Raw genomic sequence first — 26,536 nt, forward strand, 5'->3', positions numbered from 1 at the left:
ATGTAGCAACATTCCTCTTAAGCAACATGCTTTCTTGAATTCTCTATAGTTAATTGAATCCATTCATCGATTTCGCTTTCGATAAAAGCAATAGCACGAATACCGATCTTTACAGGCTGTGGAAACCGATTTTGGCTGATAAGACGATAAATCCAAGCCTTACCAAATCCGGTTTTATTCATCACTTCTGACAGGCGGATAAGACGTGTGCATGGCTGATTCATGGTATTTCCCTCATCTATGTTGACGGAAATGAATATATGATTGAATCACCAGCAAAAAGAGCGACCTTCAGATCGCCAAGGGTATGGATATCAGTCTTTATCAGAATCCGCGATTTTCATCACGTCTGAAACTCTGATGTTTTTGAGATGACTGTTTTTGTTGATGAACAGATGGAACTGACGGATGAAAGGTATACTGGCTGCTTTTATCGCCAGTGGTCTGTCTGTGTCCCGAATTTGGTGATTGAGGCGGGTCTGTTCTTCATCATCATCGTCGGTGTAAAGGAGGCGTGAAAGTCGATCTTCTGATATGCGAACCTTGTGCAGAGTAGACCATACAAGGATGTCAATCATGGGTATGAGTCTGTAGTTGATGATTTTCTTGATGGTTCCATAGCCAAACCTGATCGAATCAGATGTATCGGCTTCAATGCCCCGTACTTTACGCCATTGAGGTAGCGCGGCTTTCAAAGATTCAGCTATTTCCTCATCAGTTCCATTCGCAAGGTCTATTTCGACCATGACAGTATCTCTGAACAGCTTAGGGAGAGCTTCGGATACAGGGCTATCGAGAAATTCACGGTTAACCGAATACTCATCACTTCCATCCCAGAAAAATAATGAATTCCGTAATCCAACGATGCTGAGCTGAGCCAGCCGTTCTGTCGTGGTCAAAAAGAAATGTGGGGGTTGGTAAAGGGTGTCCTCTCTCGTGAGGTATCCGAGATGTTGCTCTGTAATAAGAAACGGTTTTCCGCTGAAAATTCGGTCAATATAGAGGTTCACGGCTTTCGCTTCGAATTCCTCATGATAAGGCTTAAAGAACAGTGTCCTTGCAAGCAGCTCATGGTAAAGCTGTATGAGAGTCAGATCTTCAAATCCTCGATAGGTATTGATATCCAACCATTTTTTAACTTCTTTGGTGTGTTCCGTTGACCAGTTTCTCATGATTGCCATTTGGTGCCTTTGTTATTCCATTCAGAAATGGATAGTTGAACTCATCTGAGCGACCAGAAGCAATAATTATAAAAAATGCAGTCATAAAAAAGAGCTACGCTCTTCCGAGACATAGCCCTTAGTTCAGCATCAGCTTCCTCTATGCACGTCGATTAAACGTCCCATGCATCACATTGCCACCATTCTCAAGGCTATCCATATAGTCAGCATACCATTGCAGCATCTCACGTCTGCCATCAAGATATTGCGCATGGTTATAGGTACCACGGATAGCATTCTTATCAAGATGCGCAAGCTGGGTTTCAATCCATGCGGTGTTGTAGCCTTGTTCATGAAGAACGGTGCTCATGGTATGACGGAATCCATGCCCCGTAACGCGGCCGGTATAGCCAATTCGCTTAAACACCTGATTGATACTGGCTTCGCTCATTGTTTTACTTGGATCATTACGACCGGGGAACATTAGATGAAAATTACCAGTCATTGCCCTGATTTTTTCAATAATTTCCAATGCCTGCACGGATAACGGAACAATATGAGGACGCCGCATTTTCATGCGTTCGGCAGAAATTTCCCATAACCCTTTATCAGGGTAAATTTCAGACCATAACGCACCACGTAATTCACCCGTTCGAACACCAGTGATGATCATTAGTCGGGCGGCTAACACTACCAACTCACTACCAGAGTAGCCAGCAAGGGCTTTAAAAAAGGCTGGAAGCTCCTCAATGGTCAGGAATGGATAATGTTTAGACTCATGCCCCTGCATAGCACTGGTGAGATCTGGTGCGGGGTTATACTCGGCTCTGCCTGTAACTATGGCGTAGCGAAACACTTCACCACACCGCTGACGTACTTTCTTAGCTTTCTCAGTCGCACCTCGCTCTTCCATCTTTTTGAGCACGTTAAGCAATTCCAACGGCTTGATGTCTGCAACAGGACGTTGACCGATGAACGGGAAGACATCTTTGTTGAAGGCTTCAAGAATGTCAGAGGCATATCCCGCAGACCATTTCTTCACTTTCATGTTGTGCCATTCGAGCGCAATTTGCTGAAAGGTGTTTTTTACTTCTTCGATTTGGGCTAGTTTGCTTTCTTTCTTAAACGCACTCGGATCAACGCCATTAACCAGCAGCTTTTTAGCATCATCTCTTTTGCTTCTGGCATCCGCTAAGGTAATGGTCGGGTAAACACCAAACACCACACGTTTTTCTTTACCTGCGATACGGTATTTCATGCGCCAGCTTTTGGTGCCGTTAGGGAACACCTCCAGATACATGCCCCCACCATCTGCTAACTTATAGGGTTTATCTTTAGGCTTGGCAGTCTCGACCTGTCTGGCATTGAGCTTCATTTGGGGGCATCTCCTTTAGACCGAATACAACATGCCCCCACCGATGCCCCCAACTCACCGTAGATTTTCGTGAACGTGAGTAGACGAGCAGAGACAACAAGGGCCGTGAAACGGCGTATTATAAGGATTTAAAGGGTGTTTGAGTAGACTTAGGGAGACGTTAAAATAGGTAGGATGGTGCCGATAATAGGAGTCGAACCTACGACCTTCGCATTACGAATGCGCTGCTCTACCAACTGAGCTATATCGGCCCTGAAAGGCCGGTTACGAGCGTAACCACGGGGCAAAAGAGTAGATCTAACCGGGTGATGCGTCAATGCCCTTTTGAATCAAACGGCTATTTTTGCATCACCCGCGATTATTTACCCACGAATCGTATCATCACCGTAGCCGATCCACTTGTAGGTGGTCAGTGCTTCCAGCCCCATCGGACCGCGGGCGTGCAACTTCTGAGTGCTCACAGCCACCTCCGCGCCCAGACCAAACTGGCCGCCATCGGTGAAGCGCGTCGAGGCATTCACGTAAACCGCAGACGAATCCACTTCATTCACAAACCGGTCGGCATTGCGCAGGGTGCGCGTCAGGATCGCGTCAGAATGCTGGGTTCCGTGTTCACGAATGTGCGCAATAGCGTCATCGAGATCCGCAACTACCTTCACGTTCAGATCCAGCGACAAATACTCATCGTCGTACTGCTCCGCGTTAACCGGAACGACCTTCGCCGGACCGTCTTTCAGCAGGGCGAGAGCGCTCTCGTCCGCATGCAGCGTGACGCCACTTTCCGCCATCTGCTTGCTCAGCGCTGGCAGGAAGGTACTGGCGATGCCCTGATGCACCAGCAGCGTTTCTACCGTATTACAGGTGCTTGGACGCTGGGTTTTAGCGTTGACGATAATCTTCAGCGCCGGTTCGATCTCCGCGGTGTCATCCACTACGATATGGCATACGCCAATACCGCCGGTGATCACCGGAATGGTAGATTGCTCACGGCACAACTTGTGCAAGCCCGCGCCGCCGCGTGGGATGAGCATGTCGATGTATTTGTCCATGCGCAGCATCTCGTTGACCAGTGCACGGTCGGGGCTTTCAATCGCCTGCACGGCACCCGCCGGTAAACCACACTCCTCCAGCGCCTGCTGAATGACGTTTACCGTCGCGGCGTTGGTGCGCCAGGTCTCTTTCCCGCCACGCAGGATCGCGGCGTTACCGGTCTTCAGGCACAGGGAGGCGACATCCACCGTCACGTTTGGACGCGCTTCGTAAATCACCCCAATGACGCCAAGCGGCACGCGGCGACGCTCAAGGCGTAATCCGCTGTCGAGCACCCCACCGTCAATCACCTGCCCTACCGGGTCGGCGAGGTTGCACACCTGACGGACGTCGTCGGCGATACCTTTCAGACGCGCCGGGGTCAGCGCCAGACGATCGAGCATCGCTTCGCTTAAGCCGTTGCGACGCGCTTCCAGCAGATCCTGCTCGTTGGCGAGCAAAATTTCCTGCGACTGAGATTCCAGATAATCAGCGATTTTTTCCAGCACGCGATTTTTCTCGCGGCTGGAAAGGAGCGCCAGTTTATAAGAGGCGGCTTTCGCGGCTGCGCCCATTTGTTCCAGCATGTTCTGGCTCCTTAACGAATAATCATGTCGTCACGATGCACGGCAACCGGGCCATATTCATAGCCCAGGATGGCGTCGATCTGCTGGGAATGGTGACCAGCAATCCGACGCAGCGCGTCGCTGTTATAACGACTTACGCCATGAGCGATGTCGCGACCTTCAATGTTACGGATTCGGATCACTTCACCACGCGAGAAGTTGCCTGTCACGCTTTTAATTCCTTTTGGAAGTAACGAGCTTCCTCTTTCCAGAATAGCGGCGGTCGCGCCTTCATCCACGGTCAATTCGCCAGCCGGGGGCGCACCAAAGATCCAGCGTTTTCGGTTTTCCAGCGGGGACGCCTGGGCGTGGAAGCGTGTGCCCACAGAGATGCCTTCCATCACATCACCGATCACGCCCGGACGGCTGCCCGCGGCGATGATGGTGTCGATACCGGCCCGGCACGCCACGTCCGCGGCCTGGAGCTTGGTGCCCATGCCGCCTGTCCCCAGACCAGAAACGCTGTCACCCGCAATGGCACGCAGCGCATCGTCAATGCCGTGAACGTCTTTGATCAGTTCAGCCTGTGGATTAGAGCGCGGGTCAGCGGTAAACAGCCCCTGCTGATCGGTCAGAAGCAGCAGCTTATCGGCCCCTGCCAGGATCGCCGCCAGCGCAGAGAGGTTATCGTTGTCGCCTACTTTGATTTCAGCGGTGGCAACAGCGTCGTTTTCGTTAATGACCGGAACGATATGGTTATCCAGCAGCGCACGCAGCGTATCGCGGGCGTTCAGGAAACGTTCTCTGTCTTCCATATCCGCACGCGTCAGCAGCATCTGCCCGACGTGAATGCCGTAGATGGAGAACAGTTGTTCCCAGAGCTGTATGAGTCGGCTTTGTCCCACGGCGGCCAGCAGCTGTTTGGAGGCGATCGTCGCGGGGAGTTCGGGGTAGCCCAGGTGTTCACGCCCGGCGGCAATCGCCCCGGAAGTCACAATCACAATACGATGCCCTGCGGCATGCAACTGAGCGCACTGACGTACAAGCTCAACGATATGGGCACGATTCAGGCGGCGCGATCCGCCTGTTAACACACTGGTACCGAGTTTTACCACCAGCGTCTGGCTGTCACTCATGATTCTCTGCCGTTCAACAATAAGGGAAAATGATGTCAGTCAGACGTTTTAACAGGTGTCAGCTCCGTTGCCAACTGCCTTAGCGCATGACCCGTCACTTTGTTGCGCGGGATCAGGAAGCGTAGCGGCAGATTTTGACAATTTTATTACCGAAAAATTAAAACATACTTTTTTAGACATATTCTTACTTTGTCATAAAACTTTCACCCACGAACGATAAAACCCTTCCTGTTTTTCACGGGGTAATAAGTCGAATCTTATTACTCAGCGAATATTAGCGCGTTTTTATAAAATCAGGATTGAAAATGAAAAAGAGCACTCTGGCATTAGTGGTAATGGGCGTAGTTGCTTCCGCATCTGTTCAGGCAGCAGAAGTTTATAATAAAAACGGGAATAAACTGGACGTGTACGGCAAAGTAAAAGCAATGCACTACATCAGTGATGATGACGCTAAGGATGGTGACCAGACTTACGTTCGTTTCGGCTTTAAGGGTGAAACGCAGATTAACGATCAGCTGACCGGCTACGGACGTTGGGAAGCTGAGTTCGCAGGTAACAAAGCTGAGAGCGACTCTTCTCAAAAAACACGTCTGGCATTTGCCGGGCTGAAACTGAAAGACTTCGGCTCACTGGATTACGGCCGTAACCTGGGCGCGCTGTATGACGTCGCCGCATACACCGATATGTTCCCGGAGTTCGGCGGTGACGGCCTGGCACAGACCGATAACTTCATGACGAAACGCGCCTCCGGTCTGGCCACATACCGTAATACCGATTTCTTTGGCCTGGTTGACGGCCTGAATATGACCCTGCAATACCAGGGCAAAAATGAAAACCGCGACGTGAAGAAGCAAAACGGTGACGGCTTCGGTACCTCCCTGAGCTATGACTTCGGCGGCAGCGATTTTTCTGTGATTGGTGCCTATGCCAGCTCCGATCGCACTAACGATCAAAACCTTCAGGCACGCGGCGAAGGTAAAAAAGCAGAAGGCTGGGCAACCGGTTTGAAATATGATGCCAACGATATTTATCTGGCCACTATCTATTCCGAAACCCGCAATATGGCCCCTATTTCCGGTGGCTTTGCAAATAAAGCGCAAAACTTCGAAGTGGTCGCACAATATCAATTTGACTTTGGTCTGCGTCCATCTCTGGGTTACGTGCAGTCTAAAGGCAAAGATATCGAAGGTATCGGCGATGAAGATATCGTGAAATACATCGACGTAGGTGCTACATATTATTTCAACAAAAATATGTCTGCGTTTGTTGATTATAAGATCAACCAGATCGATGACGATAATAAACTGGGCGTAAGCAGCGATGATATCGTTGCGCTGGGCATGACCTACCAGTTCTGATGTTGTGGTAATAAAAAACCGGCGCTGAGCCGGTTTTTTTGTGCCCGGTGACGCTGTGCTTACCGGGCGTACGGGATAGTACATTTTTCATGCCGGGTAAGGCGTAGCCGCCACCCGGCGCTGTGACATAATCAGGCTCTCAGTTTCACCGCTTCGCTGGAAAAATCGTCCGCAGGCTCCAGCTTCAGATCCAGCGTTGCCAGCAGGTCACGAGCTTTGCCGTGAAATTCTTTTAGCGTATGCTCCAGACGATCGATCACTTCCTGATCTTTGATGCTCGTCGCCTGCCAGTGCCCGTCTTTATTAAACAGGCCAAACTGATAGCTATAGGTAAAACGGTTTTCCTGTGCTTCCATTTCCATCCACCAGCCCCAGAACTCACGTTTTTCGGGTGCAGGCTTCACGTTGACGCAAACAGCCAGGCAGTCGAAAAAAAAGCGATTCTCTTCACACTGCTCTTCTCGAATATACGGGCCAAGAGCCATGAACTTCTTAATCAGTCTACTTTTCGGGTGTCCACTCGGTAACGTCATTGCGATCTCCTTTTGTGAAGCACTGTTTTACCAAACCAACGAAATTTAGCAAACTATTAACACAATCTCTGCGTGATCCAGCGTGTGATCTCTTTCAGCGCTTTGTCAAAATTCTGGTACACCGGGCTGAAGGGTACCTCCAGCAATTTACCATCAGAAGATGACGACGTGATTAAGCGTGACTCCTCTTCCGGGCTAAACGGATCGTTCTTCCAGAAACCGGACATCATCGGGGTTGGGCAGCGGCGGCCGAGTAAGCCCTGCGTTTTTAATGAATAACGATTAAGTTCAATGCGCAACGCTTCGTCTGAAGCATCATGCATGCCAAGTCGGCTCGCCAGCACGTCCAGATACATCTCAGGAACGCTACCCTGACGCGCAGGATCGCTTAACAGAGCATGCACCACCGGGCCAAGACAGGCGACGGCCTTCAGGCGTGAAGATTCAAGGTAGGCAAGCCGTACCGCGACGTTAGCGCCAAAGCGGAAGCCAAACGCGCCAACCCGGGTGTGGTCAACCCAGGGGATATTCTCCAGCGCTTTTAAAGCATGCTGGTGCAGCAGGCTGGAGTCTTGCGTAAGTTTCCATTTGGATGAAAAACCAATGGAAGGCATATCAAGCGTCAGCATGGCGATTCCGTTTGGGGCAAAGTAGCGCTCATACAGGCTGTAATAGTCAATTTGTAACGAGTCCAGTCCACCGCACATCAGAACCGTCGGGAACGGCCCTTCCCCCTCCGGCATATGCAGGAATCCGGTCACCGGGCTGCCACCGGGAATGGCGAACTCAATTTCACGCATCCGGCCAGGCAACCGCTGCGCGGCCTCTTCATAAGCCCGGTTTGCCAGCGCCTGGGCCTGCTCTGCCAGTTCGTCGCCTTTAAGATGCGGATATGCAGCGATGCTGTACAGATTTGCCGCATGCAGCCAGTGCTTTCCGCTGAGAGTGGCGTCTTCTTCCTGGCTCGCTTTTTGCTGCCAGAGCATGGCCTGCTTTGACCATTCGTAGATCCAGTTTCCACCACGGTAGCCCACCACCGTATCGTAGAGATCGCCGTCGGTACGCTCGGACTCGCTCATCACGATACGCGCCTGCACGTCGAGGATTTCACGCGGATCGATGCCGCGCCAGATCCACATCAGGCGGTTAATCATTCGATACCAGTGGGGCACGTTCTTACCGTCTAACGCTGACTGAACGGCAGGCATTGTCCCCGGATTAAAACGACGCACCAGCGTCGACGTTTCAGGGTGCTTGAAACGGGGTTTGAAGAGAGTTTCGGTAAGATTCGCCTGCGTCATTGCGTTGCCTCCATGGATACGTCATATGAAGACCATTGTAACGCGTGGCAGGGTAAAAAGAACAACGCCCGGCATAACCGGGCGTGTAAAGTTACGTACTGAAATTAACGGCCAGAGATAGGCGGTACGAAGACCACGCCCATATCCCATGGCTGTTCAATCCAGGTATCCTGCGGGATATCAATGACGTAATCATCAACCAGTGGGCGACCCGCTGGTTTCGCGAAGATCGTGACGAAGTGCGCTTTTGGATACATTTCGCGGATAGCCACCGCGGTACCGCCGGTGTCCACCAGATCGTCGATAACGATAAAGCCTTCACCGTCGCCTTCCGCGCGTTTCAGCACTTTCAGTTCGCGCTGGTTGTCGTGATCGTAGCTGGAGATACATACGGTATCGACATGACGAATACCCAGCTCACGAGCCAGCAGCGCCCCCGGTACCAGACCGCCACGGCTGACGGCAATAATGCCTTTCCACTGTTCGGAAGGCATCAGACGCGCAGCCAGTTTGCGTGCGTGAATCTGCAACATGTCCCAGGTGACGACGTATTTTTCGCTCATGTGAAGTGTCCCAGCCTGTTTATATACGGCTTAAAAAAATGAGGGTGAACCAGGTTGCGCGAGATTATAGAGATCTGACGCACTAAAAACCAGTGTTACGCGCCATGAGCCTGAGTTTTTACATGCTTAATGCTACCAGCCACGGGAGAAAGTGGTATTCTCAGTTGCATCTCGCAAGCCTGACTTGTGGTAACGATTAACCTGCTAACCCTGTGACCTGCAACATTGTTTTGCAGCGCAACGACAAGGAGACCTATCGTGTCTGAACTGTCTCAATTATCTCCACAACCACTGTGGGATATTTTTGCCAAAATCTGCTCCATTCCGCACCCTTCCTATCACGAAGAACAGCTTGCCGAACATATTATGGGTTGGGCAAAGGAAAAAGGTCTGCACGCTGAGCGCGACCAGGTTGGCAATATTCTTATCCGCAAACCTGCCACCGCAGGTATGGAAAACCGTAAGCCAGTGGTATTGCAGGCGCACCTGGATATGGTTCCGCAGAAAAACAACGACACCGTTCACGACTTCACAAAAGACCCGATCCAGCCGTACATCGACGGTGAGTGGGTGAAGGCGCGCGGCACGACTCTGGGCGCAGATAACGGCATTGGTATGGCTTCCGCGCTGGCCGTGCTGGCTGACGACAGCGTTGAACACGGTCCGCTGGAAGTGCTGCTGACCATGACTGAAGAAGCGGGCATGGATGGCGCGTTCGGTCTCCAGGCAAACTGGCTGCAAGCGGACATTCTGATCAACACCGACTCCGAAGAAGAGGGTGAGATCTACATGGGCTGCGCGGGCGGGATCGATTTTATCTCTACCCTGCCGCTGTCCCGCGAAGCGATCCCTGCCGAATTCGAGACCTTTAAGCTGACGCTGAAAGGGCTGAAAGGCGGTCACTCCGGCGGTGATATTCACCTGGGCCTGGGCAACGCCAACAAACTGCTGGCGCGTTTCCTGGCGGGCCATGCCGCTGAACTGGATCTGCGTCTGGTGGACTTCAACGGCGGTACTCTGCGTAACGCGATCCCTCGCGAAGCCTTCGCTACCGTGGCGGTGCCTGCGTCGAAAGCGGACGAGCTGAAAAACCTCTCCAGCGTGTATCTGGAGATCCTGAAAAACGAACTGTCTGCAAAAGAGAAAAACCTGACGGTGGTGCTGGAGTCCGTTACGACGGATAAAGCCGCGCTGACCGCACAGTCTCGTGACACGTTCGTCCAGCTGCTGAACGCAACGCCAAACGGCGTTATTCGCAACTCTGACGTGGCGAAAGGCGTGGTGGAAACCTCCCTGAACGTGGGCGTGGTGACCATGGGTGACGACAGCGCAGAGATCATCTGCCTGATCCGTTCCCTGATCGACAGCGGCAAAGAGTACGTTGTGAGCATGCTGGAATCTCTGGGCACCCTGGCCGGTGCGAAAACGTCTGCAAAAGGCAGCTACCCGGGCTGGCAGCCGGATGCAAGTTCTCCGGTCATGGCCCTGGTGCGGGAAACTTATCAGCGACTGTTCAACAGCACCCCGAACATTCAGGTTATTCACGCGGGTCTGGAGTGTGGTCTGTTCAAGAAACCATATCCGGATATGGACATGGTCTCCATCGGGCCAACCATCACCGGGCCACACTCCCCGGATGAGCAGGTTCACATTGAAAGCGTCGGTCACTACTGGACGCTGCTGACTGAGCTGCTGAAAGCAATCCCTGCGAAGTAATTCGTCGTCTGTTGCCCGGTGGCGCTACGCTTACCGGGCCTACGATTAGCGTAATCTACAGTCCCAACACCAGCTGACGATCCAGCTGCGGATCCAGCAAGGTGACATGCAGCCCCACCAGCCTCACCCCTCGTCCGCCTCGTCGTTCTTCCCACGCCTTTTTCGCCGTCGCGATAAGATCCTCTTTGTTCAGACGCGGCCAGACATGCTCCTGCGTCGTCTGCTGAAAGTCGTTAAATTTCAGCTTGATGCCCTGCCGGGCAATAAGCAGATCCGGTTTGACCTTCAGTAAGCGTCTTTCAAGCTCAGGATAGAGTTGTTCCGTAATAATGGTTTCACACTCGGTCCAGTCATGGATATCTTCGCTGAGCGTGCGTTCGACTCCGACCGATTTACGCAGCCGTTCGTTGTTCACATCCCGGTCATCAATGCCCTGACTGCGTTCCCACAGTACGCGGCCAAACTTGCCAAAACGCTTAAGCAGCAGCGCCAGATCGCTGCGCTGAACATCTTCGCAGGTGCGAAGCCCCATACTTTCCAGCTTCGCGGCGGAGACTTTGCCCACGCCGGGGATTTTGCTGAGCGGCAGCGTCTTTAAAAACGCCGGAACCTCTTCCGGAGTGATGACGTACTGGCCGTTGGGCTTATTTAAATCGGAGGCGATTTTGGCGAGAAATTTGACCGGCGCGACGCCTGCCGATGCCGTCAGGTTCAGCTCGTTAAAAATAGTCTGGCGGATCTCCTGCGCCATGAGGGTGGCGGAGCCGTGGCAGTGCACGCTGTGGGTGACATCCAGATAGGCTTCATCCAGCGATAACGGTTCAATCAGTGAGGTGTAGCGGGAGAAGATCTCCCGAATGTGGCTCGATGCTTCTTTATAGGCATCAAAACGTCCGGGCAAAAGAGTGAGATGCGGGCACAGTTTCAGCGCCATCGCTGTCGGCATGGCGCTGCGTACACCGTATTTGCGAGCAGGATAGTTGGCGGTGCTGATGACACCGCGCTGAACCCGGCTGCCGCCAATGGCGATCGGAATATCCCGCAGCGCCGGGTTGTCACGCATCTCCACTGCGGCAAAAAAGCAGTCCATATCGACATGGATTATTTTGCGCATAGTAAGCCCTCACTTATTACTGGATAAGTATACAGTAAACAAATGAGGGTTGAGAAGTGCGCGCAGGAATTGTCGGGTGGCGGCGTTGCCTTACCCGACCTGGAAGACTAAATAATGCGTTGCTGCTCGCGAGCCATCCGCTTTTTCCGCGCATCGCACGGTTCCGGACAATCGCACACTTTTTCCATTCCGATGGAAGAGATGCCTCCGCAACTGCCCTGAATGCTTTTACGCTTGATGATCCAGCCTAAGGACATGCCGAAGATCACCAGCACAAACACCGCAAAGGTCGCCAGAAAAGTCAGCATAATCAGCCTCCGAAATCATCAAGCATGATGTTCTCATCTTCCACGCCAAGATCTTTTAGCATCTTAATCACGGCGGCGTTCATCATTGGTGGACCACACATATAGAACTCGCAGTCTTCCGGTGCCGGGTGCTGTTTGAGGTAATTTTCATACAGCACGTTGTGGATGAAGCCCGTATAGCCTGTCCAGTTATCTTCCGGCTGCGGATCGGATAGCGCCACATGGAAGGTAAAGTTAGGGTTATCACGCGCCAGTTGTTCAAACTCATCGTCATAGAACATTTCGCGCAGTGAACGCGCCCCGTACCAGAAGCTGATCTTACGCTTGCTGCCAAGTCGTTTGAGCTGGTCAAAAATATGCGAACGCATCGGCGCCATACCCGCACCGCCGCCGATAAAGACCATCTCCGCGTCAGTATCTTTGGCAAAGAATTCGCCGAACGGGCCGGAAATCGTCACTTTGTCGCCAGGCTTGAGGGACCAGATATACGACGACATGACGCCAGGAGGGGCATCAGGCACATTCGGTGGCGGCGTGGCGATACGCACGTTGAGCATAATAATGCCCTTCTCTTCCGGATAGTTAGCCATGGAATAGGCGCGAAGCGCGGGCTCTTTTACCTCGGAAACAAAGCGGAAGAGGTTAAATTTATCCCAGTCTGCCCGGTACTCCTCAGGCACATCGAAGTCAGCATACGCGACGGTGTGTGCCGGACAATCAATCTGGATATACCCACCCGCACGGAACGGGACGCTCTCCCCTTCAGGGACACGCAGCTTGAGCTCTTTGATGAACGTGGCTTTGTTATCGTTAGAGATAACTTCGCACTCCCATTTTTTCACGCCGAAGATCTCCTCCGGCAGCTCAATCTTCATGTTCTGGCGCACAGCGACCTGACACGCCAGACGGCATCCCTCTTTCGCTTCACGCTTCGTGATATGCGACAGTTCCGTTGGCAGAATATCACCGCCGCCCTCTTTGACCGTCACACGGCACTGGCCACAGGAGCCACCGCCGCCACAGGCAGACGAGACAAAAATCCCGTTGCCGGAGAGCGTGTTAAGCAGCTTATCCCCTGCCGGGGTACGGATCTGATTCTGCGGATCGTCATTGATATCAATGATCACATCCCCGGAATTGACCAGCTTCGCACGCGCCGCCAGGATCAGCCCTGACAGCACCAGTACTATCAGCGTGAACATCACCACGCCAAGAATAATTTCCATCTGTTAGCCCTTATAGCTGCACACCGGAGAAGGACATAAAGCCCAACGCCATTAGGCCGGTGGTGATAAAGGTGATCCCTAAGCCACGAAGCCCCGCAGGTACGTTGGCATATTTCATTTTTTCACGGATCCCCGCCATGGTGACAATCGCCAGCATCCAGCCGATACCGGAACCGAAGCCATACACAACCGATTCACTGAAGTTGTAATCGCGCTGAACCATAAACGAGACGCCACCGAAGATGGCGCAGTTCACGGCGATCAGCGGCAGGAAGATCCCCAGCGCGTTGTACAGCGACGGGAAGTATTTATCGAGGATCATCTCCAGGATCTGAACAAGCGCCGCAATCACTCCGATAAAGGTGATGAAGTTCAGGAAGCTAAGATCAACCCCCTCCACCAGCGCGCCATCGCGCAGCACGAAGTTGAAGACCAGGTTGTTAATCGGAACGGAAAGCCCCAGCACAACGGTGACCGCCACGCCCAGACCAAATGCCGTCGATACCTTTTTAGAAACGGCAAGGAACGTACACATGCCCAGGAAGAAAGCGAGCGCCATGTTTTCAACAAACACCGCGCGCACAAATAAACTCAGGTAATGAGCCATTGTCGGTTACTCCTTTTCCTGCTGTTCAGGCTTCAACGTACGAATCAGCCAGATCAGCAAACCGATAATGAAAAATGCGCTTGGGGCCAGCAGGAACAGGCCGTTCGGCAGATACCAGCCGCCGTTCTGTACCGTATCCAGCACCGGAATGCCAAACAGCTTGCCGCTGCCAATAAGTTCGCGCAGGAAACCAACCGTCAACAGGATCACGCCGTAACCCAGGCCGTTGCCGATACCGTCCATAAAGCTCGCCAGCGGTGGCATTTTCATCGCATAGGCTTCAGCACGCCCCATCACGATACAGTTGGTAATTATCAGGCCGACAAACACCGAAAGCTGCTTCGAGGTTTCATAGGCGAAGGCGCGCAGGAGCTGATCGACCACGATCACCAGCGAGGCGATGATCGCCATCTGCACGATGATCCTCACGCTGTTGGGTATGTGGTGGCGGATCATTGAGATAAACATGCTGGAAAACGCTGTCACCAGCGTTACTGCCAGCGTCATGACCACCGCCGTTTCCAGCTTGGTGGTCACCGCCAGCGCCGAGCACACCCCCAGCACCTGAAGCGTTATCGGGTTATTGGCTAACAGCGGGCCAATCAGCACCTTTTTAACTTCTTTCAGTTCACCCGTATCAGCCATTATTCAGCGCTCCTTCACGTACATTCTTCAGGAAGGGACCAAAGCCCAGTTCACCCATCCAGAAATCAAAGCTGTGCTGCACACCGTTAGAGGTGAGCGTGGCGCCGGAAAGGCCATCAACGGCAAATTCATCGCCGGGACGCGCGCTCCCTTTCACCACCTTCAGCGCAGGCTGGCCGTTGTCGTCGAGCACTTTTTTACCAACAAACTGTGCCCGCCAGTTAGGGTTCTCAACTTCGCCCCCCAGCCCTGGTGTTTCGCCCTGATCGTAATAAGTAATGCCTTTGACCGTACGACCATCGGTATCCAACGCCACAAAGGCGTACATCATTGACCATAAACCGTTGCCATAGATGGGCAACACGATTTCCTGGATGCGCTTTTGCTCGTCACGGACGAGGTAAATCTCCGCGACATTGCTGCGGCGCTTAATGCCTGCCGGATCCTGCGAGGCGTCAAGCGTGATGCTCATCTGCGGATCTTTTAGCGCCAGCGCCTGGTTGTATTTCGCCGGGTCTTTATCCATTAACTCCCCGGTTTTTAAATCCACCAGCCGTGCGGTAATACGTTCGGCAAACACCGCTGCGACGTCATCCTTCGTCATGCCTTCCTGCATCAGCCCGGCCACGGCCAGGATGTTACGCTGTTTATCCAGCGCTCGTTGCTCTTGCTGTAGCGGCTTTAACCCTACGGCAGAACCGGCCACGACAATGGAACAGACCAGACACAGTACCAGCACCACCAGCAGCGTTTTGCTGATGCTGTCGTTATTTTTGATCTCAGCCACGCGCCTTCCTCCGCTTAATGTTGGCGCGCACGACCAGGTAGTCGAACAGCGGCGCAAACAGATTGGCAAACAGAATGGCCAACATCATCCCTTCCGGATAAGCCGGGTTAACCACGCGAATCAGTACACACATCACCCCAATGAGCGCGCCGTAACACCATTTACCTCTGTCGGTAAACGAAGCCGAGACCGGATCGGTGGCCATGAACATCATGCCAAACGCAAAGCCTCCCAGCACGAGGTGCCAGTACCACGGCATGGAGAACATCGGGTTTGTGTCTGAACCAATGAAGTTGAAAAGCGTGGCGGTGAGTACCATCCCGAGCATGACGCCTGCGACAATGCGCCAGGACGCCACGCGGCCAAAGAGGATGATGGCCCCGCCGATCAAAATCATCAGGGTAGACACTTCACCGATGGAGCCTGGAATATTGCCGATAAACGCATCAAACCAGGTGACAGGCTGTCCGGTTGCATTATTGACCAGCGTTTCGCCGCCGCCAGCCGCCCACTGTGAAAGTGGCGTCGCGCCGGAGAATCCGTCTGCTGCCGTCCACACCAGGTCGCCCGAGATTTGCGCCGGATAAGCAAAGAACAGGAACGCGCGCCCTGCCAGAGCCGGATTGAGGAAGTTGCGTCCGGTCCCGCCGAAGATCTCCTTGGCAATCACCACGCCAAAGCTGATCCCCATCGCCGCCTGCCAGAGCGGCAGCGTTGGCGGAACAATCAGCGCAAACAGAATAGAGGTAACAAAGAAGCCCTCGTTGATCTCATGTTTGCGAATAATGGCGAACAGCACCTCCCAGAAACCGCCCACGATAAAGACAGTCATATAGATGGGGAGGAAGAAGACAGCGCCCAGCGTCATCATGCTGATCCAGCCGGCATCTGCCGCAAAGCTCACCCCCAGCGACTGCGCCAGACGATAGTGCCAGTCAGACTGAATCACCTGCGCCAGCTGCTCTGCATCGTACATATGGTGCAGCGCCGGAATAGTTTGCAACCCAACGTTATACATCCCCCAGAACATGGCCGGGAAGACCGCAAACCAGACCAGAATCATCATTCGCTTGAGGTCAATGGCGTCGCGAACGTGCGCCGCGCCTTTCGTCACCAGACCCGGCGTGTAGAAAATGGTCGTTGTCGCTTCATACAGCGGGTAGTACTTTTTGAGCTTCCCTTCGGTAAAGTGCGGCTCAATTTTTTCAAAGAGGTGTTTTAAGCCCATGGTTATCCTTCCTGCTCAATGCGGGTTAACACCTCGCGCAATACGGGTCCATATTCGTATTTACCTGGACACACATAGGTACACAGCGCCAGATCTTCTTCGTCCAGCTCCAGACAGCCCAGCGCCTGGGCACCGTCGGTATCGCCGGCCAGGAGATCGCGTAGCAGCACGGTGGGCAGAATATCCAGCGGCATCACGCGTTCGTAGTTGCCAATCGGAACCATGGCGCGCTCACCGCCGTTGGTGCTGGTGGAGAAGTTAAACAGCTTACGACGCAGGAAGTGGCCGAGCGTGGTGCGCGTTACCGAGTATTTTTCTGCACCAGGCAGTACCCAGCCGAACAGCTCTTTCTCGCGTCCTTCAAGCACAACGCTCACCTGAAGATGGAAACGACCCAGCCAGGCCATCGGGCCTGTCGCGTGCCTGCCGCTCAGCACCGAACCGGAAATAATACGGTTTTCACCCTCTTTCGTTTCGCCAGTCAACAGCGCCGTCAGGTCTGCCCCAAGCAGCGTGCGAACCAGACGCGGTTGGGTTGCCTGAGGGCCGCCGATGGCAATAATGCGTTCTGCGCACAGCTCACCCGTGGTGAACAGCTTACCGATAGCAATCACGTCCTGATAATTAAGATGCCAGACCTGTTTCGTCAGGCTTACCGGCTCCAGGAAATGAATATGCGTTCCCACCAGCCCGGCCGGATGCGGGCCGGCAAATTCATTAAAGGCCACCTGCCCTTGCGGATGACCGCCCAGCTTACCCCCACTGGCCTGGCAGACATGCACTTTGCCCGGCGTCAGGCGCGTTAACACGGTGAGGCCGGCATCGAAAGCTTTTCGTTCCGCCAGGATAAGAGGCTGCGGATCTGCGCTGAGCGGGTTGGTGTCGATGGCCGTAACGAAGATAGCGGCCGGCACAGTGCCAGGCACGGGCGTTTTGCTATAGGGGCGCGTGCGAAGCGCCGTCCACAGTCCCGACTCCAGCAGTTGCGTCTGCACCGCGTCGTGGCTGAGGGTGGCAAGATCGGCGGCGTCAAAACGCGCAAATTCGCGTTTCTCATCGCCTTCAATTCGAATAACAACCGATTGCAGGACGCGACGCTCACCACGATGGATGGCGACAACGGTGCCGCTGGCTGGGGCTGTAAACATAACGCCAGGATTTTTTTTATCCTCGAAGAGCGCCTGGCCTTTTATTACGCGATCGCCTTCCTTTACCAGCATCGCGGGACGCATGCCCACGTAATCATCACCTACAATAGCGACATGGTGAATACTGGCGCCGGTTGTTACGTGCTGTTCAGGCACGCCAGAGATTGGCAGATCGAGTCCTTTTCTGATTCTAAACATGTGGTTAGCAGGTATCCATGAACAACAATCCAGAGAGGCCGGAGTGTACCATTTTCGGCCCTGACGAGGGCAGCAAATCCGCCGTCTGGCGCGCCGAAATGCGAGCTATTGCGCAAAGTTCCTGGAGTCAGGACAATGTGAATGGGTTATAAAGTAAAACTAATTTGTAAACGCAAAGGTTGGCTCTTGCGAAAATCTCCATCGGTGCTAATGTGAGCGCTCCTGTCCAGATTAGTCTGATTTCGGGTGTCTTTTGCCGTTCTGGCAAGTTGGTCATTGTTTTATCAAGGAACCAGTAGTATGCGTAAAATCGCATTGTTCATTGCGATGCTTCTGATACCGTGCATGTCGTTTGCCGGGCTGCTTGGCAGTAATAGTTCAACGACGCCGGTCAGCAAAGAGTATAAACAGCAGTTGATGGGATCCCCGGTTTATATTCAAATCTTCAAGGAAGAGCGCACACTCGATCTGTTTGTCAAAATGGGCGAGACGTATCAGCTGCTCGATAGCTACAAAATCTGTAACTATTCTGGCGGGCTGGGGCCGAAACAGCGCCAGGGTGACTTCAAAAGTCCGGAAGGGTTTTACAACGTTCAGCGTAACCAGCTAAAACCGGACAGCCGGTTCTATAAAGCGATTAACATCGGTTTCCCCAATGCCTTCGACCGTGCGCACGGTTACGAAGGGAAATACCTGATGATTCACGGTGCCTGCGTGTCTGTCGGTTGTTATGCGATGACGGATTCCGGCATTGATGAAATCTTCCAGTTTGTCACGGGCGCACTGGTCTTCGGCCAGCCGAATGTTCAGGTCAGCATCTATCCGTTCCGTATGACGGATGCGAACATGGCGCGCCATAAGTACTCTGTTTACACAGATTTCTGGAAACAGCTAAAACCGGGCTATGACTACTTCGAGCAGACCCATAAGCCGCCGGTGGTGTCCATCGTCAATGGCCGTTACGTGGTGAGTAAACCGCTCAGCCATGAAGTGGTTCAGCCGCAGCTGGCGTCAAATTACGCGGTCCCCGAGACAAAATAGCGCCCACTCGCCTGGCATAATCTTTTGCCAGGTTTCGTTGCCAGTCAGCGGCTGCGTTGCAATGACAGTGACCACATCGTTCGGTGTGGTCTCCTTCTGAAAATCAATTTCCACATCCTGATCGAGCAGCGTGGCGACCCCAAACGGCGCACGTCGGGTGATCCAGAACAGATTTGTCGAGCAGAACGCCATCACGTAGCGCCCGTCAGACAGCAGCATATTAAAGACGCCCTTCTCGCGTAACTCAGACGCCAGTGACGCTATGTACTTAAAAACGGCGGTCATGTTGCCGGGCGTACGGGGGTAGCGCTCGGTCAGCTTGTGCAGCAGCCAGCAAAATGCTTTTTCGCTGTCCGTTTCACCGACAGGACGAAAATTGCCGGTTTCCAGTGACTTATAGCCCGAGAGCTGCCCGTTGTGCGCATAGGTCCAGTTACGGCCCCACAGTTCACGGGTAAACGGATGGGTATTTTCCAGCGCCACTTCGCCGCGATTTGCCTGGCGGATATGGGCGATCACCGAACAGGATTTAATAGGATAGTCCTGCACCAGTCTGGCAATGGGTGAGTTAAAGCTGGGTTGTGGATCTTTAAACGTGCGACATCCTTTGCCTTCGTAGAAGGTAATGCCCCAGCCGTCTTTATGCGGCCCGGTTCCTCCACCGCGCTGAACCAGCCCGGTAAAACTAAAGCAGATATCGGTTGGCACATTGGCGCTCATCCCGAGCAGTTCGCACATAGATCACCTCCACAACAGCGGGGGCACCGGCGCCCCCAGCGAAGTCTTACTTAACCATCTCTTTTTCGATCAGTTGGATCAGGATGTGGATCACTTTGATGTGAATTTCCTGAACGCGATCCGCATAACCGAAGTGTGGTACACGGATTTCAATGTCCGCTGTACCGTCCATCTTACCGCCATCTTTCCCGGTCAGGGTGATCACTTTCATGCCCTTCTCACGCGCGGCGGCGATCGCTTTGATCACGTTAGCGGAGTTACCGGACGTGGAGATACCCAGCAGTACGTCGCCTTCACGGCCTACGGCTTCAACGTAGCGGGAAAAGATATGGTCGTAACCGAAGTCGTTGCCTACACAGGAGATGTGGCTCACGTCGGAAATCGCTATCGCCGGGTAGCCCGGACGGTTTTCGCGATAGCGTCCGGTCAGCTCTTCGGCGAAATGCATGGCGTCACAGTGGGAACCGCCGTTACCGCAGGAGAGCACTTTACCGCCGGCTTTGAAGCTGTCGGCAAGCAGGACCGCCGCGCGCTGAATAGCGTGAATATTGGCATCATCTTTCAGAAAATTCGCCAGCGTTTCCGCCGCTTCGTTCAGTTCGTTACGAATAAGATCCTGGTACATGAGGATAATCCTTCAGTATTGATGAAATAACACAGTGGAGTGTACCGGATAGCAGTAAAAGCGAGAAGCTAAAGCCATGCGAATCGTCGGGCGTTTTGATTTTTTGTGCCGGCTAAAACGCGAACAATGTGAACCAGGTTGTAATTATTTTGTAAACACATTGCTAAAGGAAATGACATCAACTACAACCATATCATCACAAGTGGTCAGACCTCCTACAAGCAAGGGAGCTTTTCTTTATGATGATTTTGAGCATTTTCGCAACCGTTGTGCTGCTCGGTGTGTTGTTCTATCACCGTGTCAGTTTATTCCTGAGTAGCCTGATTCTTCTGGCCTGGACGGCTGCACTTGGCGTCGCTGGCCTGTGGAATATCTGGGTCCTTGTTCCCCTGGCCATCATTTTGCTGCCGTTCAACCTGACGCCGATGCGTAAGTCGATGATCTCTGCGCCGGTGTTCAGGGGATTCCGTAAAGTGATGCCGCCGATGTCGCGTACAGAGAAAGAAGCGATTGACGCCGGTACAACTTGGTGGGAAGGCGATCTGTTCCAGGGCAACCCCGACTGGAAAAAGCTTCACAACTATCCGCAGCCGCGTCTGACCGCCGAAGAACAAGCCTTTATTGATGGTCCGGTAGAAGAAGCGTGCCGCATGGCAAACGACTTTGCCATCACTCACGAAATGGCCGACCTGCCGCCTGAGCTGTGGGCATACCTGAAAGAGCATCGCTTCTTCGCGATGATCATTAAGAAAGAGTACGGCGGTCTGGAATTCTCCGCTTACGCTCAGGCTCGTGTGCTGCAAAAACTGGCGGGTGTCTCCGGGATCCTGGCGATCACCGTTGGCGTGCCAAACTCCTTAGGCCCGGGCGAGCTGTTACAGCATTACGGTACAGAAGAGCAGAAAGATCACTACCTGCCGCGTCTGGCGCGTGGTCAGGAAATTCCGTGCTTCGCGCTGACCAGCCCCGAAGCGGGCTCCGATGCCGGCGCAATCCCTGATACCGGCGTGGTTTGCATGGGCGAATGGCAGGGCCAGCAGGTGCTGGGTATGCGCCTGACCTGGAACAAACGTTATATCACCCTCGCACCTATCGCCACGGTGCTGGGCCTGGCGTTCAAACTCTCTGACCCGGAAAAACTGCTGGGCGGTGAAGAAGAGCTGGGTATTACCTGTGCGCTGATCCCAACCTCAACCCCGGGCGTTGAAATTGGTCGCCGTCACTTCCCGCTGAACGTACCGTTCCAGAACGGTCCTACCCGCGGTCAGGATATCTTTGTCCCGATTGACTACATCATCGGTGGCCCGAAAATGGCCGGGCAGGGCTGGCGTATGCTGGTGGAATGTCTGTCTGTGGGCCGCGGCATTACCCTGCCGTCGAACTCAACAGGCGGTCTGAAATCGGTGGCGATGGGGATTGGGGCTTACGCGCATATCCGCCGTCAGTTCAAAATCTCCATCGGCAAGATGGAAGGTATCGAAGAGCCGCTGGCGCGTATTGCGGGCAATGCCTACGTGATGGACGCCGCAGCCTCGCTGATTACCTACGGCATTATGCTGGGCGAAAAACCCGCCGTGCTGTCGGCGATTGTGAAGTATCACTGTACCCACCGCGCACAGCAGTCAATTATTGATGCAATGGATATCGCAGGCGGTAAAGGTATCATGCTCGGCGAAGGCAACTTCCTGGCGCGCGGCTATCAGGGTGCGCCGATTGCCATCACCGTGGAAGGGGCAAACATCCTGACCCGCAGCATGATGATCTTCGGCCAGGGTGCGATTCGCTGCCATCCGTACGTGCTGGAAGAGATGGCTGCCGCGCAGAATAATGATGTGGATGCCTTCGACAAACTGCTGTTCAAACATATCGGTCACGTCGGCAGCAACAAGGTGCGCAGCTTCTGGCTGGGCCTGACGCGCGGGCTGACCAGCGCGACGCCAACCGGCGATGCGACCAAACGTTACTACCAGCATCTGAACCGTCTGAGCGCCAACCTGGCCCTGCTGTCTGACGTATCAATGGCCGTCCTGGGCGGTAGCCTGAAGCGTCGCGAACGCATCTCCGCCCGTCTGGGTGATGTGCTGAGCCAGATCTTCCTGGCCTCTGCGGTGCTGAAACGCTACGACGATGAAGGCCGTCAGGAAGCGGATCTGCCGCTGGTGCACTGGGGCGTGCAGGATGCGATGTATCAGGCCGAACAGGCGATTGACGATCTGCTGGCGAACTTCCCGAACCGCTTCGTAGCGGGTGCCCTGCGCGCGGTGATCTTCCCGACCGGTCGTCATCACCTGGCGCCGTCCGACAAGCTGGATCACAAAGTGGCAAAAATCCTCCAGGTACCAAGCGCAACCCGCTCTCGTATTGGTCGGGGTCAATATCTGGCACCTACCCCGCATAACCCGGTAGGTTTGCTGGAAGAGGCGCTGCTTGACGTGATGGCCGCCGACCCGATTCACCAGAAGATCTGCAAACAGCTGGGCAAAAACCTGCCGTTTACACGACTGGATGAGCTGGCAAAACAGGCGCTGGCGGGTGGCATCATCGACAACAGCGAAGCTGCGATTCTGGTGAAAGCCGAAGAGAGCCGTCTGCGCAGTATTAATGTGGATGATTTCGAACCTGAAGAGCTGGCGACACAGCCGGTAAAGCTGCCAGAGAAGCACCGCAAACCTGAAGCGGCATAAGGCCTTTTGCTCTCACAACCCCCGCCCCGCGCGGGGTTTTTTATTGCCACATTTTCTGGTAATGACGTGCTACAGTGTCAAAAAGTGTTTATTAAGGAGCCTGTATCGTGCCTGGTTTAAAGATTTCTGTTTTGCAGCAACCTTTAGTGTGGATGGACGGCCCCGCCAACCTTCGCCATTTTGATCGCCAGCTGGAAGAGATTACCGGACGCGATGTGATTGTCCTGCCGGAGATGTTTACCACAGGTTTCGCGATGGAGGCAGCAAAACAGTCCATGCCGCAGGACGAGGTGGTGGCCTGGATGCACGCCAGGGCGCAGGAAACAAATGCGCTGATTGCCGGTAGCGTCGCACTCCAGACCGGGCGCGGACCGGTCAACCGCTTCCTGCTGGTCGAGCCGGAAGGAAAAGTCCATTTCTACGATAAGCGCCACCTGTTCCGCATGGCGGATGAACATCAACATTATGAAGCCGGAAGCGAACGCGTGGTATTTGAATGGCGCGGCTGGCGTATTCTGCCGCTGGTCTGCTATGACCTGCGCTTCCCGGTGTGGTCGCGCAACCGCAACGATTATGACCTGGCGTTGTACGTCGCCAACTGGCCCGCCCCACGCTCCCTGCACTGGCAGGCTTTACTGACCGCGCGCGCGATTGAAAATCAGGCTTATGTCGTTGGCTGTAACCGCGTGGGAACGGACGGCAACGGGCATCACTATCGCGGTGACAGCCGGGTGATCAGTCCGCAGGGAGAGATTATTGCCACCGCAGAGCCGCATCAGGCAACACGAATTGACGCTGAGATCTCGTTAACGACGTTAAAGGAGTATCGGGAGAAGTTTCCGGCCTGGCAGGATGCAGATCCGTTTAGCATTGGTTGAAAAAAAGCCGGGTGACGACTGCGCCTTACCCGGCCTACAAAAAGCACAGCGTAGGCACGGTAAGCGCAGCGCCACCGGGCGTTAATTAACTCACCAGCGCCTGCCCGTCTTTGCGGCTTTCCGTCGCGGCCACGTAGTGCCCTTCCGGCATACGGTAAATCACCTGCGCACCGCCGAAGTTATAATCCTGAAGCGGATCTTCCACCACGATCTGATGCCCGCGCTCGCGCAGCGCCGCGATAGTATTGCGATCGAACGTTGATTCGACGATCACCTCCCTGCCCTGCACCACGCGCCAGCGCGGTGCATCGATTGCCGCCTGCGGGTTTTGCCCGTGCAGCATAATGCGCAGCGCCATCTGCATGTGCCCCTGCGCCTGCATCGGGCCGCCCATCACGCCGAAGGACATCAGCGGCTTGCCGTTGTCGTCCATCGCAAATCCCGGAATGATGGTGTGGAACGGGCGCTTGCTGCCCGCCAGCGCGTTCGGGTGCGCAGGGTCCAGCACAAAGCCGCAGCCCCGGTTTTGCAGGCTGATCCCGGTATCCGGCACCACGATCCCTGAACCGAATCCCATATAGTTGGACTGAATAAACGAGACCATCATCCCACTCGCATCCGCGGTGCTGACGTAAACCGTCCCGCTCTGCGTCGGCGATCCATACACAAAATCAGAAGCTTTATCGTGGTTGATAAGCGCCGCGCGCGACTTCAGGTAATGGTCGCTCAGCAGTTCTTTCGCCGCGAAGGCCATGTGTTCTTCGTCCGCCACGTAGCGATCGAGATCCGCCAGCGCCAGCTTCATCGCCTCAATGGACAGGTGCAGAGATTGCACGGAGTCCGGGTGGTGCTTCTCAATGCCGCACTGCTCAAGAATGCCCAGCGCAATCAGCGTGGCGATCCCCTGACCGTTAGGCGGCAGCTCCTGCACCGAACCGCCCGCGAAGTCGCGCGACAGGAGGTCTACCCAGTCCACGCGGTGGTTTGCCAGATCCTCTGCCGTCAGATGCGCACCGTGTTCTTTGGCAAAGGCGGCAATTTTCTGCGCCAGCTCGCCGCGGTAAAACGCGTCGCCGTTGGTTTTCGCAATCAGCTCCAGCGAGTTCGCCTGCGCCGGGTTACGGAAGATTTCCCCCACGCGCGGGGCGCGGCCTTCCGGCGCGAAGCAGGCGCTGAAGCCCGGCTGATCTTTCAGCTTGCTATAGCCTCGCTGCCAGAGATGACCAATCAGCGGCGAGACGGGAAAGCCGTTGCGCGCGTAGTCAATGGCAGGCTGCGCCAGCGTGGTCAGCGGCAGCGTGCCGAAGCGCTCCGCCAGCGCGACCCAGCCGGATACCGCTCCCGGCACGGTCACCGCGTCCCAGCCAATTTCCGGCACTGCGCTTTTTCCGGCAAACAGATCCGCATGCCAGCTGGCCGGCGAGCGGCCTGATGCGTTGAGGCCGTGAAGCTTTTCACCGTCCCAGACGATGGCAAAGGCGTCGCTGCCGATCCCGTTGCCGGTCGGCTCGACCACCGTCAGCGCCATCGCGGTGGCAATGGCTGCATCGACGGCATTGCCGCCCAGTTGCAGCATCTTCATCCCCGCCTGCGCCGCCAGCGGCTGCGACGTGGCAACCGCGTTATGGCCCAGCATCGGCGGGCGGCGTGAATCGTAACCGGACGTAAAATCAAGCGCTTTGGTCATCATGACTCCTTAGTCGTGGCGCGGATCGAGCGCATCGCGCAGCCCGTCGCCGAGTAGATTAAAGCCCTGCACGGCAAGGAAAATCGCCACGCCGGGGAAAACGGACATCCACGGAGCCTGCTCCAGAAACCCTTTCGCGGTGTTGAGCATGGAGCCCCAGGACGGATTTGGCGGCTGCTGTCCCAGCCCCAAAAACGACAGGCTGGCTTCGGCGATAATCGCCGAGGCGATCGCCAGCGTGGCCTGCACGAGGATCGGCGACATCACGTTTGGCAGGACGTATTTAATGATGATCCAGCGATCCGCCAGGCCAATCGCCCGCGCGCCGTCGATATACTCTTCGTTGCGAATGGCGATCACCTGGCCGCGCGTCAGCCGGGCGAAGATCGGCATTGCCGAGAGACCAATGGCGATCATCGCATTCGTCAGGCTTGGGCCTAAAAATGCCCCCAGCGCGATCGCCATGATCAGGAATGGACAGGCCAGCAGCGCCTCAATGAAGCGTGAGATGACGCCGTCCCACATCTTCTGGAAGTAGCCCGCCACCAGCCCCAGCGGCACGCCGATGACCACGGCAATAATGACCGACATACAGCCCGCCATCAGCGAGGTGCGCGCCCCCCAAATAATGCGGGATAAGATGTCACGCCCCAGCTCGTCGGTGCCGAACCAGTACATCGCCGACGGCGCTTTGCGCACCGCCAGGAAGTTGGCTTTGACCGGGTCGAAGGGGGCTATCCACGGCGCCAGCAGCGCCACCAGGACAAAAAAACCCACCACAAGCGCGCCAATCACCGCGCTTTTATTGCCGAGAAATTTCTTCAGCACCCGGTTCTGCGCGCGCGGCAGCGTGGGGGAAACGGTTTGCGTCGTCAGTTCCGCCAT

At 54.6% G+C, this 26,536-nt stretch carries 25 protein-coding genes and 1 tRNA gene; 5 read left to right on the forward strand and 21 right to left on the reverse strand.

Annotated elements, in window-relative coordinates; genetic code table 11:
* Window positions 1-17 precede the first annotated feature (17 nt).
* The 6 genes from IM290_RS20475 to proB all read right to left on the reverse strand — a co-directional run bounded on the left by IM290_RS20475 (window position 18) and on the right by proB (window position 5,266).
* Window positions 18-224, reverse strand: a complete 207-nt coding sequence (locus IM290_RS20475; RefSeq protein WP_001075424.1) for an AlpA family transcriptional regulator — start codon at window positions 222-224, stop codon at window positions 18-20.
* Between the two features lie 90 nt (window positions 225-314).
* A complete protein-coding gene (locus IM290_RS20480) occupies window positions 315-1,172 on the reverse strand; it encodes a DUF6387 family protein (protein ID WP_001412615.1) in 858 nt (285 codons plus the stop codon).
* 148 nt (window positions 1,173-1,320) lie between these two features.
* A complete protein-coding gene (locus tag IM290_RS20485; protein ID WP_193042638.1) occupies window positions 1,321-2,535 on the reverse strand; it encodes an integrase arm-type DNA-binding domain-containing protein in 1,215 nt (404 codons plus the stop codon).
* A 175-nt stretch (window positions 2,536-2,710) separates the two neighbouring features.
* Window positions 2,711-2,786, reverse strand: a tRNA-Thr gene (locus IM290_RS20490).
* 111 nt (window positions 2,787-2,897) lie between these two features.
* Complete coding sequence (proA, locus tag IM290_RS20495; protein WP_193042639.1) at window positions 2,898-4,151, reverse strand: glutamate-5-semialdehyde dehydrogenase; 1,254 nt, start codon at window positions 4,149-4,151, stop codon at window positions 2,898-2,900.
* An 11-nt stretch (window positions 4,152-4,162) separates the two neighbouring features.
* A complete protein-coding gene (gene proB / locus IM290_RS20500) occupies window positions 4,163-5,266 on the reverse strand; it encodes a glutamate 5-kinase (protein ID WP_032652660.1) in 1,104 nt (367 codons plus the stop codon).
* A 305-nt stretch (window positions 5,267-5,571) separates the two neighbouring features.
* Here proB and phoE point away from each other — a divergent pair, with 305 nt between their 5' ends.
* A complete protein-coding gene (phoE, locus tag IM290_RS20505; RefSeq protein WP_017383128.1) occupies window positions 5,572-6,624 on the forward strand; it encodes a phosphoporin PhoE in 1,053 nt (350 codons plus the stop codon).
* Between the two features lie 131 nt (window positions 6,625-6,755).
* On the opposite strand, the gene crl is transcribed toward phoE, so the two are convergent.
* From crl to gpt, 3 genes are all read right to left on the reverse strand, one after another.
* The gene (gene crl / locus IM290_RS20510; protein WP_006809999.1) at window positions 6,756-7,157 is read right to left on the reverse strand and encodes a sigma factor-binding protein Crl; all 402 of its coding nucleotides are present in this window, start codon (window positions 7,155-7,157) and stop codon (window positions 6,756-6,758) included.
* Window positions 7,158-7,213: 56 nt separating this feature from the next.
* A complete protein-coding gene (gene frsA, locus IM290_RS20515) occupies window positions 7,214-8,458 on the reverse strand; it encodes an esterase FrsA (protein ID WP_017694464.1) in 1,245 nt (414 codons plus the stop codon).
* A 104-nt stretch (window positions 8,459-8,562) separates the two neighbouring features.
* Window positions 8,563-9,021, reverse strand: a complete 459-nt coding sequence (gene gpt / locus IM290_RS20520) for a xanthine phosphoribosyltransferase (protein ID WP_003863205.1) — start codon at window positions 9,019-9,021, stop codon at window positions 8,563-8,565.
* A 258-nt stretch (window positions 9,022-9,279) separates the two neighbouring features.
* On the opposite strand from gpt, the gene pepD reads away from it, so the two are divergent.
* Window positions 9,280-10,737: a cytosol nonspecific dipeptidase gene (gene pepD / locus IM290_RS20525; RefSeq protein WP_193042640.1), complete on the forward strand. Its 1,458-nt coding sequence runs from the start codon at window positions 9,280-9,282 to the stop codon at window positions 10,735-10,737.
* Window positions 10,738-10,792: 55 nt separating this feature from the next.
* Here the strand turns inward: pepD and dinB are convergent, their stop codons facing one another.
* From dinB to IM290_RS20565, 8 genes are all read right to left on the reverse strand, one after another.
* Window positions 10,793-11,851, reverse strand: a complete 1,059-nt coding sequence (gene dinB, locus IM290_RS20530) for a DNA polymerase IV (RefSeq protein ID WP_193042641.1) — start codon at window positions 11,849-11,851, stop codon at window positions 10,793-10,795.
* Window positions 11,852-11,958: 107 nt separating this feature from the next.
* Window positions 11,959-12,159: a (Na+)-NQR maturation NqrM gene (gene nqrM / locus IM290_RS20535; RefSeq protein ID WP_003863212.1), complete on the reverse strand. Its 201-nt coding sequence runs from the start codon at window positions 12,157-12,159 to the stop codon at window positions 11,959-11,961.
* 2 nt (window positions 12,160-12,161) lie between these two features.
* Window positions 12,162-13,385 (reverse strand): NADH:ubiquinone reductase (Na(+)-transporting) subunit F, encoded by a 1,224-nt coding sequence (gene nqrF / locus IM290_RS20540; protein ID WP_015571374.1) that lies wholly within the window; start codon window positions 13,383-13,385, stop codon window positions 12,162-12,164.
* 10 nt (window positions 13,386-13,395) lie between these two features.
* On the reverse strand, window positions 13,396-13,992 hold the full coding sequence (nqrE, locus tag IM290_RS20545; RefSeq protein ID WP_003863217.1) for an NADH:ubiquinone reductase (Na(+)-transporting) subunit E: 597 nt from the start codon (window positions 13,990-13,992) through the stop codon (window positions 13,396-13,398).
* A gap of 6 nt (window positions 13,993-13,998) precedes the next feature.
* Complete coding sequence (locus tag IM290_RS20550; RefSeq protein ID WP_003863219.1) at window positions 13,999-14,637, reverse strand: NADH:ubiquinone reductase (Na(+)-transporting) subunit D; 639 nt, start codon at window positions 14,635-14,637, stop codon at window positions 13,999-14,001.
* A complete protein-coding gene (locus tag IM290_RS20555) occupies window positions 14,630-15,424 on the reverse strand; it encodes a Na(+)-translocating NADH-quinone reductase subunit C (protein ID WP_193042642.1) in 795 nt (264 codons plus the stop codon). The genes IM290_RS20550 and IM290_RS20555 overlap by 8 nt, the downstream gene beginning before the upstream one ends.
* Window positions 15,417-16,652 carry an NADH:ubiquinone reductase (Na(+)-transporting) subunit B gene (locus IM290_RS20560; RefSeq protein ID WP_022647143.1) on the reverse strand — a complete coding sequence of 412 codons (1,236 nt, stop codon included), beginning with the start codon at window positions 16,650-16,652 and terminating at the stop codon, window positions 15,417-15,419. The genes IM290_RS20555 and IM290_RS20560 overlap by 8 nt, the downstream gene beginning before the upstream one ends.
* Window positions 16,653-16,654: 2 nt before the next feature.
* A complete protein-coding gene (locus tag IM290_RS20565; RefSeq protein WP_193042643.1) occupies window positions 16,655-17,998 on the reverse strand; it encodes a Na(+)-translocating NADH-quinone reductase subunit A in 1,344 nt (447 codons plus the stop codon).
* A gap of 300 nt (window positions 17,999-18,298) precedes the next feature.
* Here IM290_RS20565 and dpaA point away from each other — a divergent pair, with 300 nt between their 5' ends.
* Window positions 18,299-19,039 (forward strand): peptidoglycan meso-diaminopimelic acid protein amidase, encoded by a 741-nt coding sequence (gene dpaA / locus IM290_RS20570; protein WP_006810008.1) that lies wholly within the window; start codon window positions 18,299-18,301, stop codon window positions 19,037-19,039.
* Here dpaA and IM290_RS20575 read toward each other — a convergent pair.
* Window positions 19,010-19,777: a class II glutamine amidotransferase gene (locus IM290_RS20575; RefSeq protein WP_017383120.1), complete on the reverse strand. Its 768-nt coding sequence runs from the start codon at window positions 19,775-19,777 to the stop codon at window positions 19,010-19,012. The genes dpaA and IM290_RS20575 overlap by 30 nt on opposite strands.
* A 46-nt stretch (window positions 19,778-19,823) precedes the next feature.
* Window positions 19,824-20,402: a D-sedoheptulose 7-phosphate isomerase gene (gene lpcA / locus IM290_RS20580; RefSeq protein ID WP_003863232.1), complete on the reverse strand. Its 579-nt coding sequence runs from the start codon at window positions 20,400-20,402 to the stop codon at window positions 19,824-19,826.
* A gap of 239 nt (window positions 20,403-20,641) precedes the next feature.
* Here lpcA and fadE point away from each other — a divergent pair, with 239 nt between their 5' ends.
* Together fadE and IM290_RS20590 are read left to right on the forward strand one after the other, a co-directional pair.
* The gene (gene fadE, locus IM290_RS20585) at window positions 20,642-23,086 is read left to right on the forward strand and encodes an acyl-CoA dehydrogenase FadE (protein ID WP_015571378.1); all 2,445 of its coding nucleotides are present in this window, start codon (window positions 20,642-20,644) and stop codon (window positions 23,084-23,086) included.
* 107 nt (window positions 23,087-23,193) lie between these two features.
* A complete protein-coding gene (locus tag IM290_RS20590; RefSeq protein WP_032652649.1) occupies window positions 23,194-23,964 on the forward strand; it encodes an amidohydrolase in 771 nt (256 codons plus the stop codon).
* A gap of 85 nt (window positions 23,965-24,049) precedes the next feature.
* Here IM290_RS20590 and IM290_RS20595 read toward each other — a convergent pair whose 3' ends face one another.
* Together IM290_RS20595 and IM290_RS20600 are read right to left on the reverse strand one after the other, a co-directional pair.
* Complete coding sequence (locus IM290_RS20595) at window positions 24,050-25,651, reverse strand: gamma-glutamyltransferase family protein (protein ID WP_193042644.1); 1,602 nt, start codon at window positions 25,649-25,651, stop codon at window positions 24,050-24,052.
* Between the two features lie 9 nt (window positions 25,652-25,660).
* Complete coding sequence (locus IM290_RS20600) at window positions 25,661-26,536, reverse strand: ABC transporter permease (RefSeq protein ID WP_193042645.1); 876 nt, start codon at window positions 26,534-26,536, stop codon at window positions 25,661-25,663.

The organism is Enterobacter cloacae complex sp. S1 (assembly GCF_014930525.1).
GTDB lineage: Bacteria > Pseudomonadota > Gammaproteobacteria > Enterobacterales > Enterobacteriaceae > Enterobacter > Enterobacter hormaechei_C.

What these genes read in the sequence shown, in the direction of transcription:
- nqrM (WP_003863212.1), bottom strand. Translation starts at nt 12,159, where the DNA reads ATGCTGACTTTTCTGGCGACCTTTGCGGTGTTTGTGCTGGTGATCTTC.
- dpaA (WP_006810008.1), top strand. Translation starts at nt 18,299, where the DNA reads ATGCGTAAAATCGCATTGTTCATTGCGATGCTTCTGATACCGTGCATG.
- IM290_RS20575 (WP_017383120.1), bottom strand. Translation starts at nt 19,777, where the DNA reads ATGTGCGAACTGCTCGGGATGAGCGCCAATGTGCCAACCGATATCTGC.
- phoE (WP_017383128.1), top strand. Translation starts at nt 5,572, where the DNA reads ATGAAAAAGAGCACTCTGGCATTAGTGGTAATGGGCGTAGTTGCTTCC.
- crl (WP_006809999.1), bottom strand. Translation starts at nt 7,157, where the DNA reads ATGACGTTACCGAGTGGACACCCGAAAAGTAGACTGATTAAGAAGTTC.
- IM290_RS20475 (WP_001075424.1), bottom strand. Translation starts at nt 224, where the DNA reads ATGAATCAGCCATGCACACGTCTTATCCGCCTGTCAGAAGTGATGAAT.
- IM290_RS20560 (WP_022647143.1), bottom strand. Translation starts at nt 16,652, where the DNA reads ATGGGCTTAAAACACCTCTTTGAAAAAATTGAGCCGCACTTTACCGAA.
- IM290_RS20485 (WP_193042638.1), bottom strand. Translation starts at nt 2,535, where the DNA reads ATGAAGCTCAATGCCAGACAGGTCGAGACTGCCAAGCCTAAAGATAAA.
- fadE (WP_015571378.1), top strand. Translation starts at nt 20,642, where the DNA reads ATGATGATTTTGAGCATTTTCGCAACCGTTGTGCTGCTCGGTGTGTTG.
- lpcA (WP_003863232.1), bottom strand. Translation starts at nt 20,402, where the DNA reads ATGTACCAGGATCTTATTCGTAACGAACTGAACGAAGCGGCGGAAACG.
- IM290_RS20480 (WP_001412615.1), bottom strand. Translation starts at nt 1,172, where the DNA reads ATGAGAAACTGGTCAACGGAACACACCAAAGAAGTTAAAAAATGGTTG.
- proB (WP_032652660.1), bottom strand. Translation starts at nt 5,266, where the DNA reads ATGAGTGACAGCCAGACGCTGGTGGTAAAACTCGGTACCAGTGTGTTA.
- IM290_RS20565 (WP_193042643.1), bottom strand. Translation starts at nt 17,998, where the DNA reads ATGTTTAGAATCAGAAAAGGACTCGATCTGCCAATCTCTGGCGTGCCT.
- IM290_RS20550 (WP_003863219.1), bottom strand. Translation starts at nt 14,637, where the DNA reads ATGGCTGATACGGGTGAACTGAAAGAAGTTAAAAAGGTGCTGATTGGC.
- frsA (WP_017694464.1), bottom strand. Translation starts at nt 8,458, where the DNA reads ATGACGCAGGCGAATCTTACCGAAACTCTCTTCAAACCCCGTTTCAAG.
- dinB (WP_193042641.1), bottom strand. Translation starts at nt 11,851, where the DNA reads ATGCGCAAAATAATCCATGTCGATATGGACTGCTTTTTTGCCGCAGTG.
- IM290_RS20595 (WP_193042644.1), bottom strand. Translation starts at nt 25,651, where the DNA reads ATGACCAAAGCGCTTGATTTTACGTCCGGTTACGATTCACGCCGCCCG.
- gpt (WP_003863205.1), bottom strand. Translation starts at nt 9,021, where the DNA reads ATGAGCGAAAAATACGTCGTCACCTGGGACATGTTGCAGATTCACGCA.
- IM290_RS20600 (WP_193042645.1), bottom strand. Translation starts at nt 26,536, where the DNA reads ATGGCGGAACTGACGACGCAAACCGTTTCCCCCACGCTGCCGCGCGCG.
- nqrE (WP_003863217.1), bottom strand. Translation starts at nt 13,992, where the DNA reads ATGGCTCATTACCTGAGTTTATTTGTGCGCGCGGTGTTTGTTGAAAAC.
- nqrF (WP_015571374.1), bottom strand. Translation starts at nt 13,385, where the DNA reads ATGGAAATTATTCTTGGCGTGGTGATGTTCACGCTGATAGTACTGGTG.
- proA (WP_193042639.1), bottom strand. Translation starts at nt 4,151, where the DNA reads ATGCTGGAACAAATGGGCGCAGCCGCGAAAGCCGCCTCTTATAAACTG.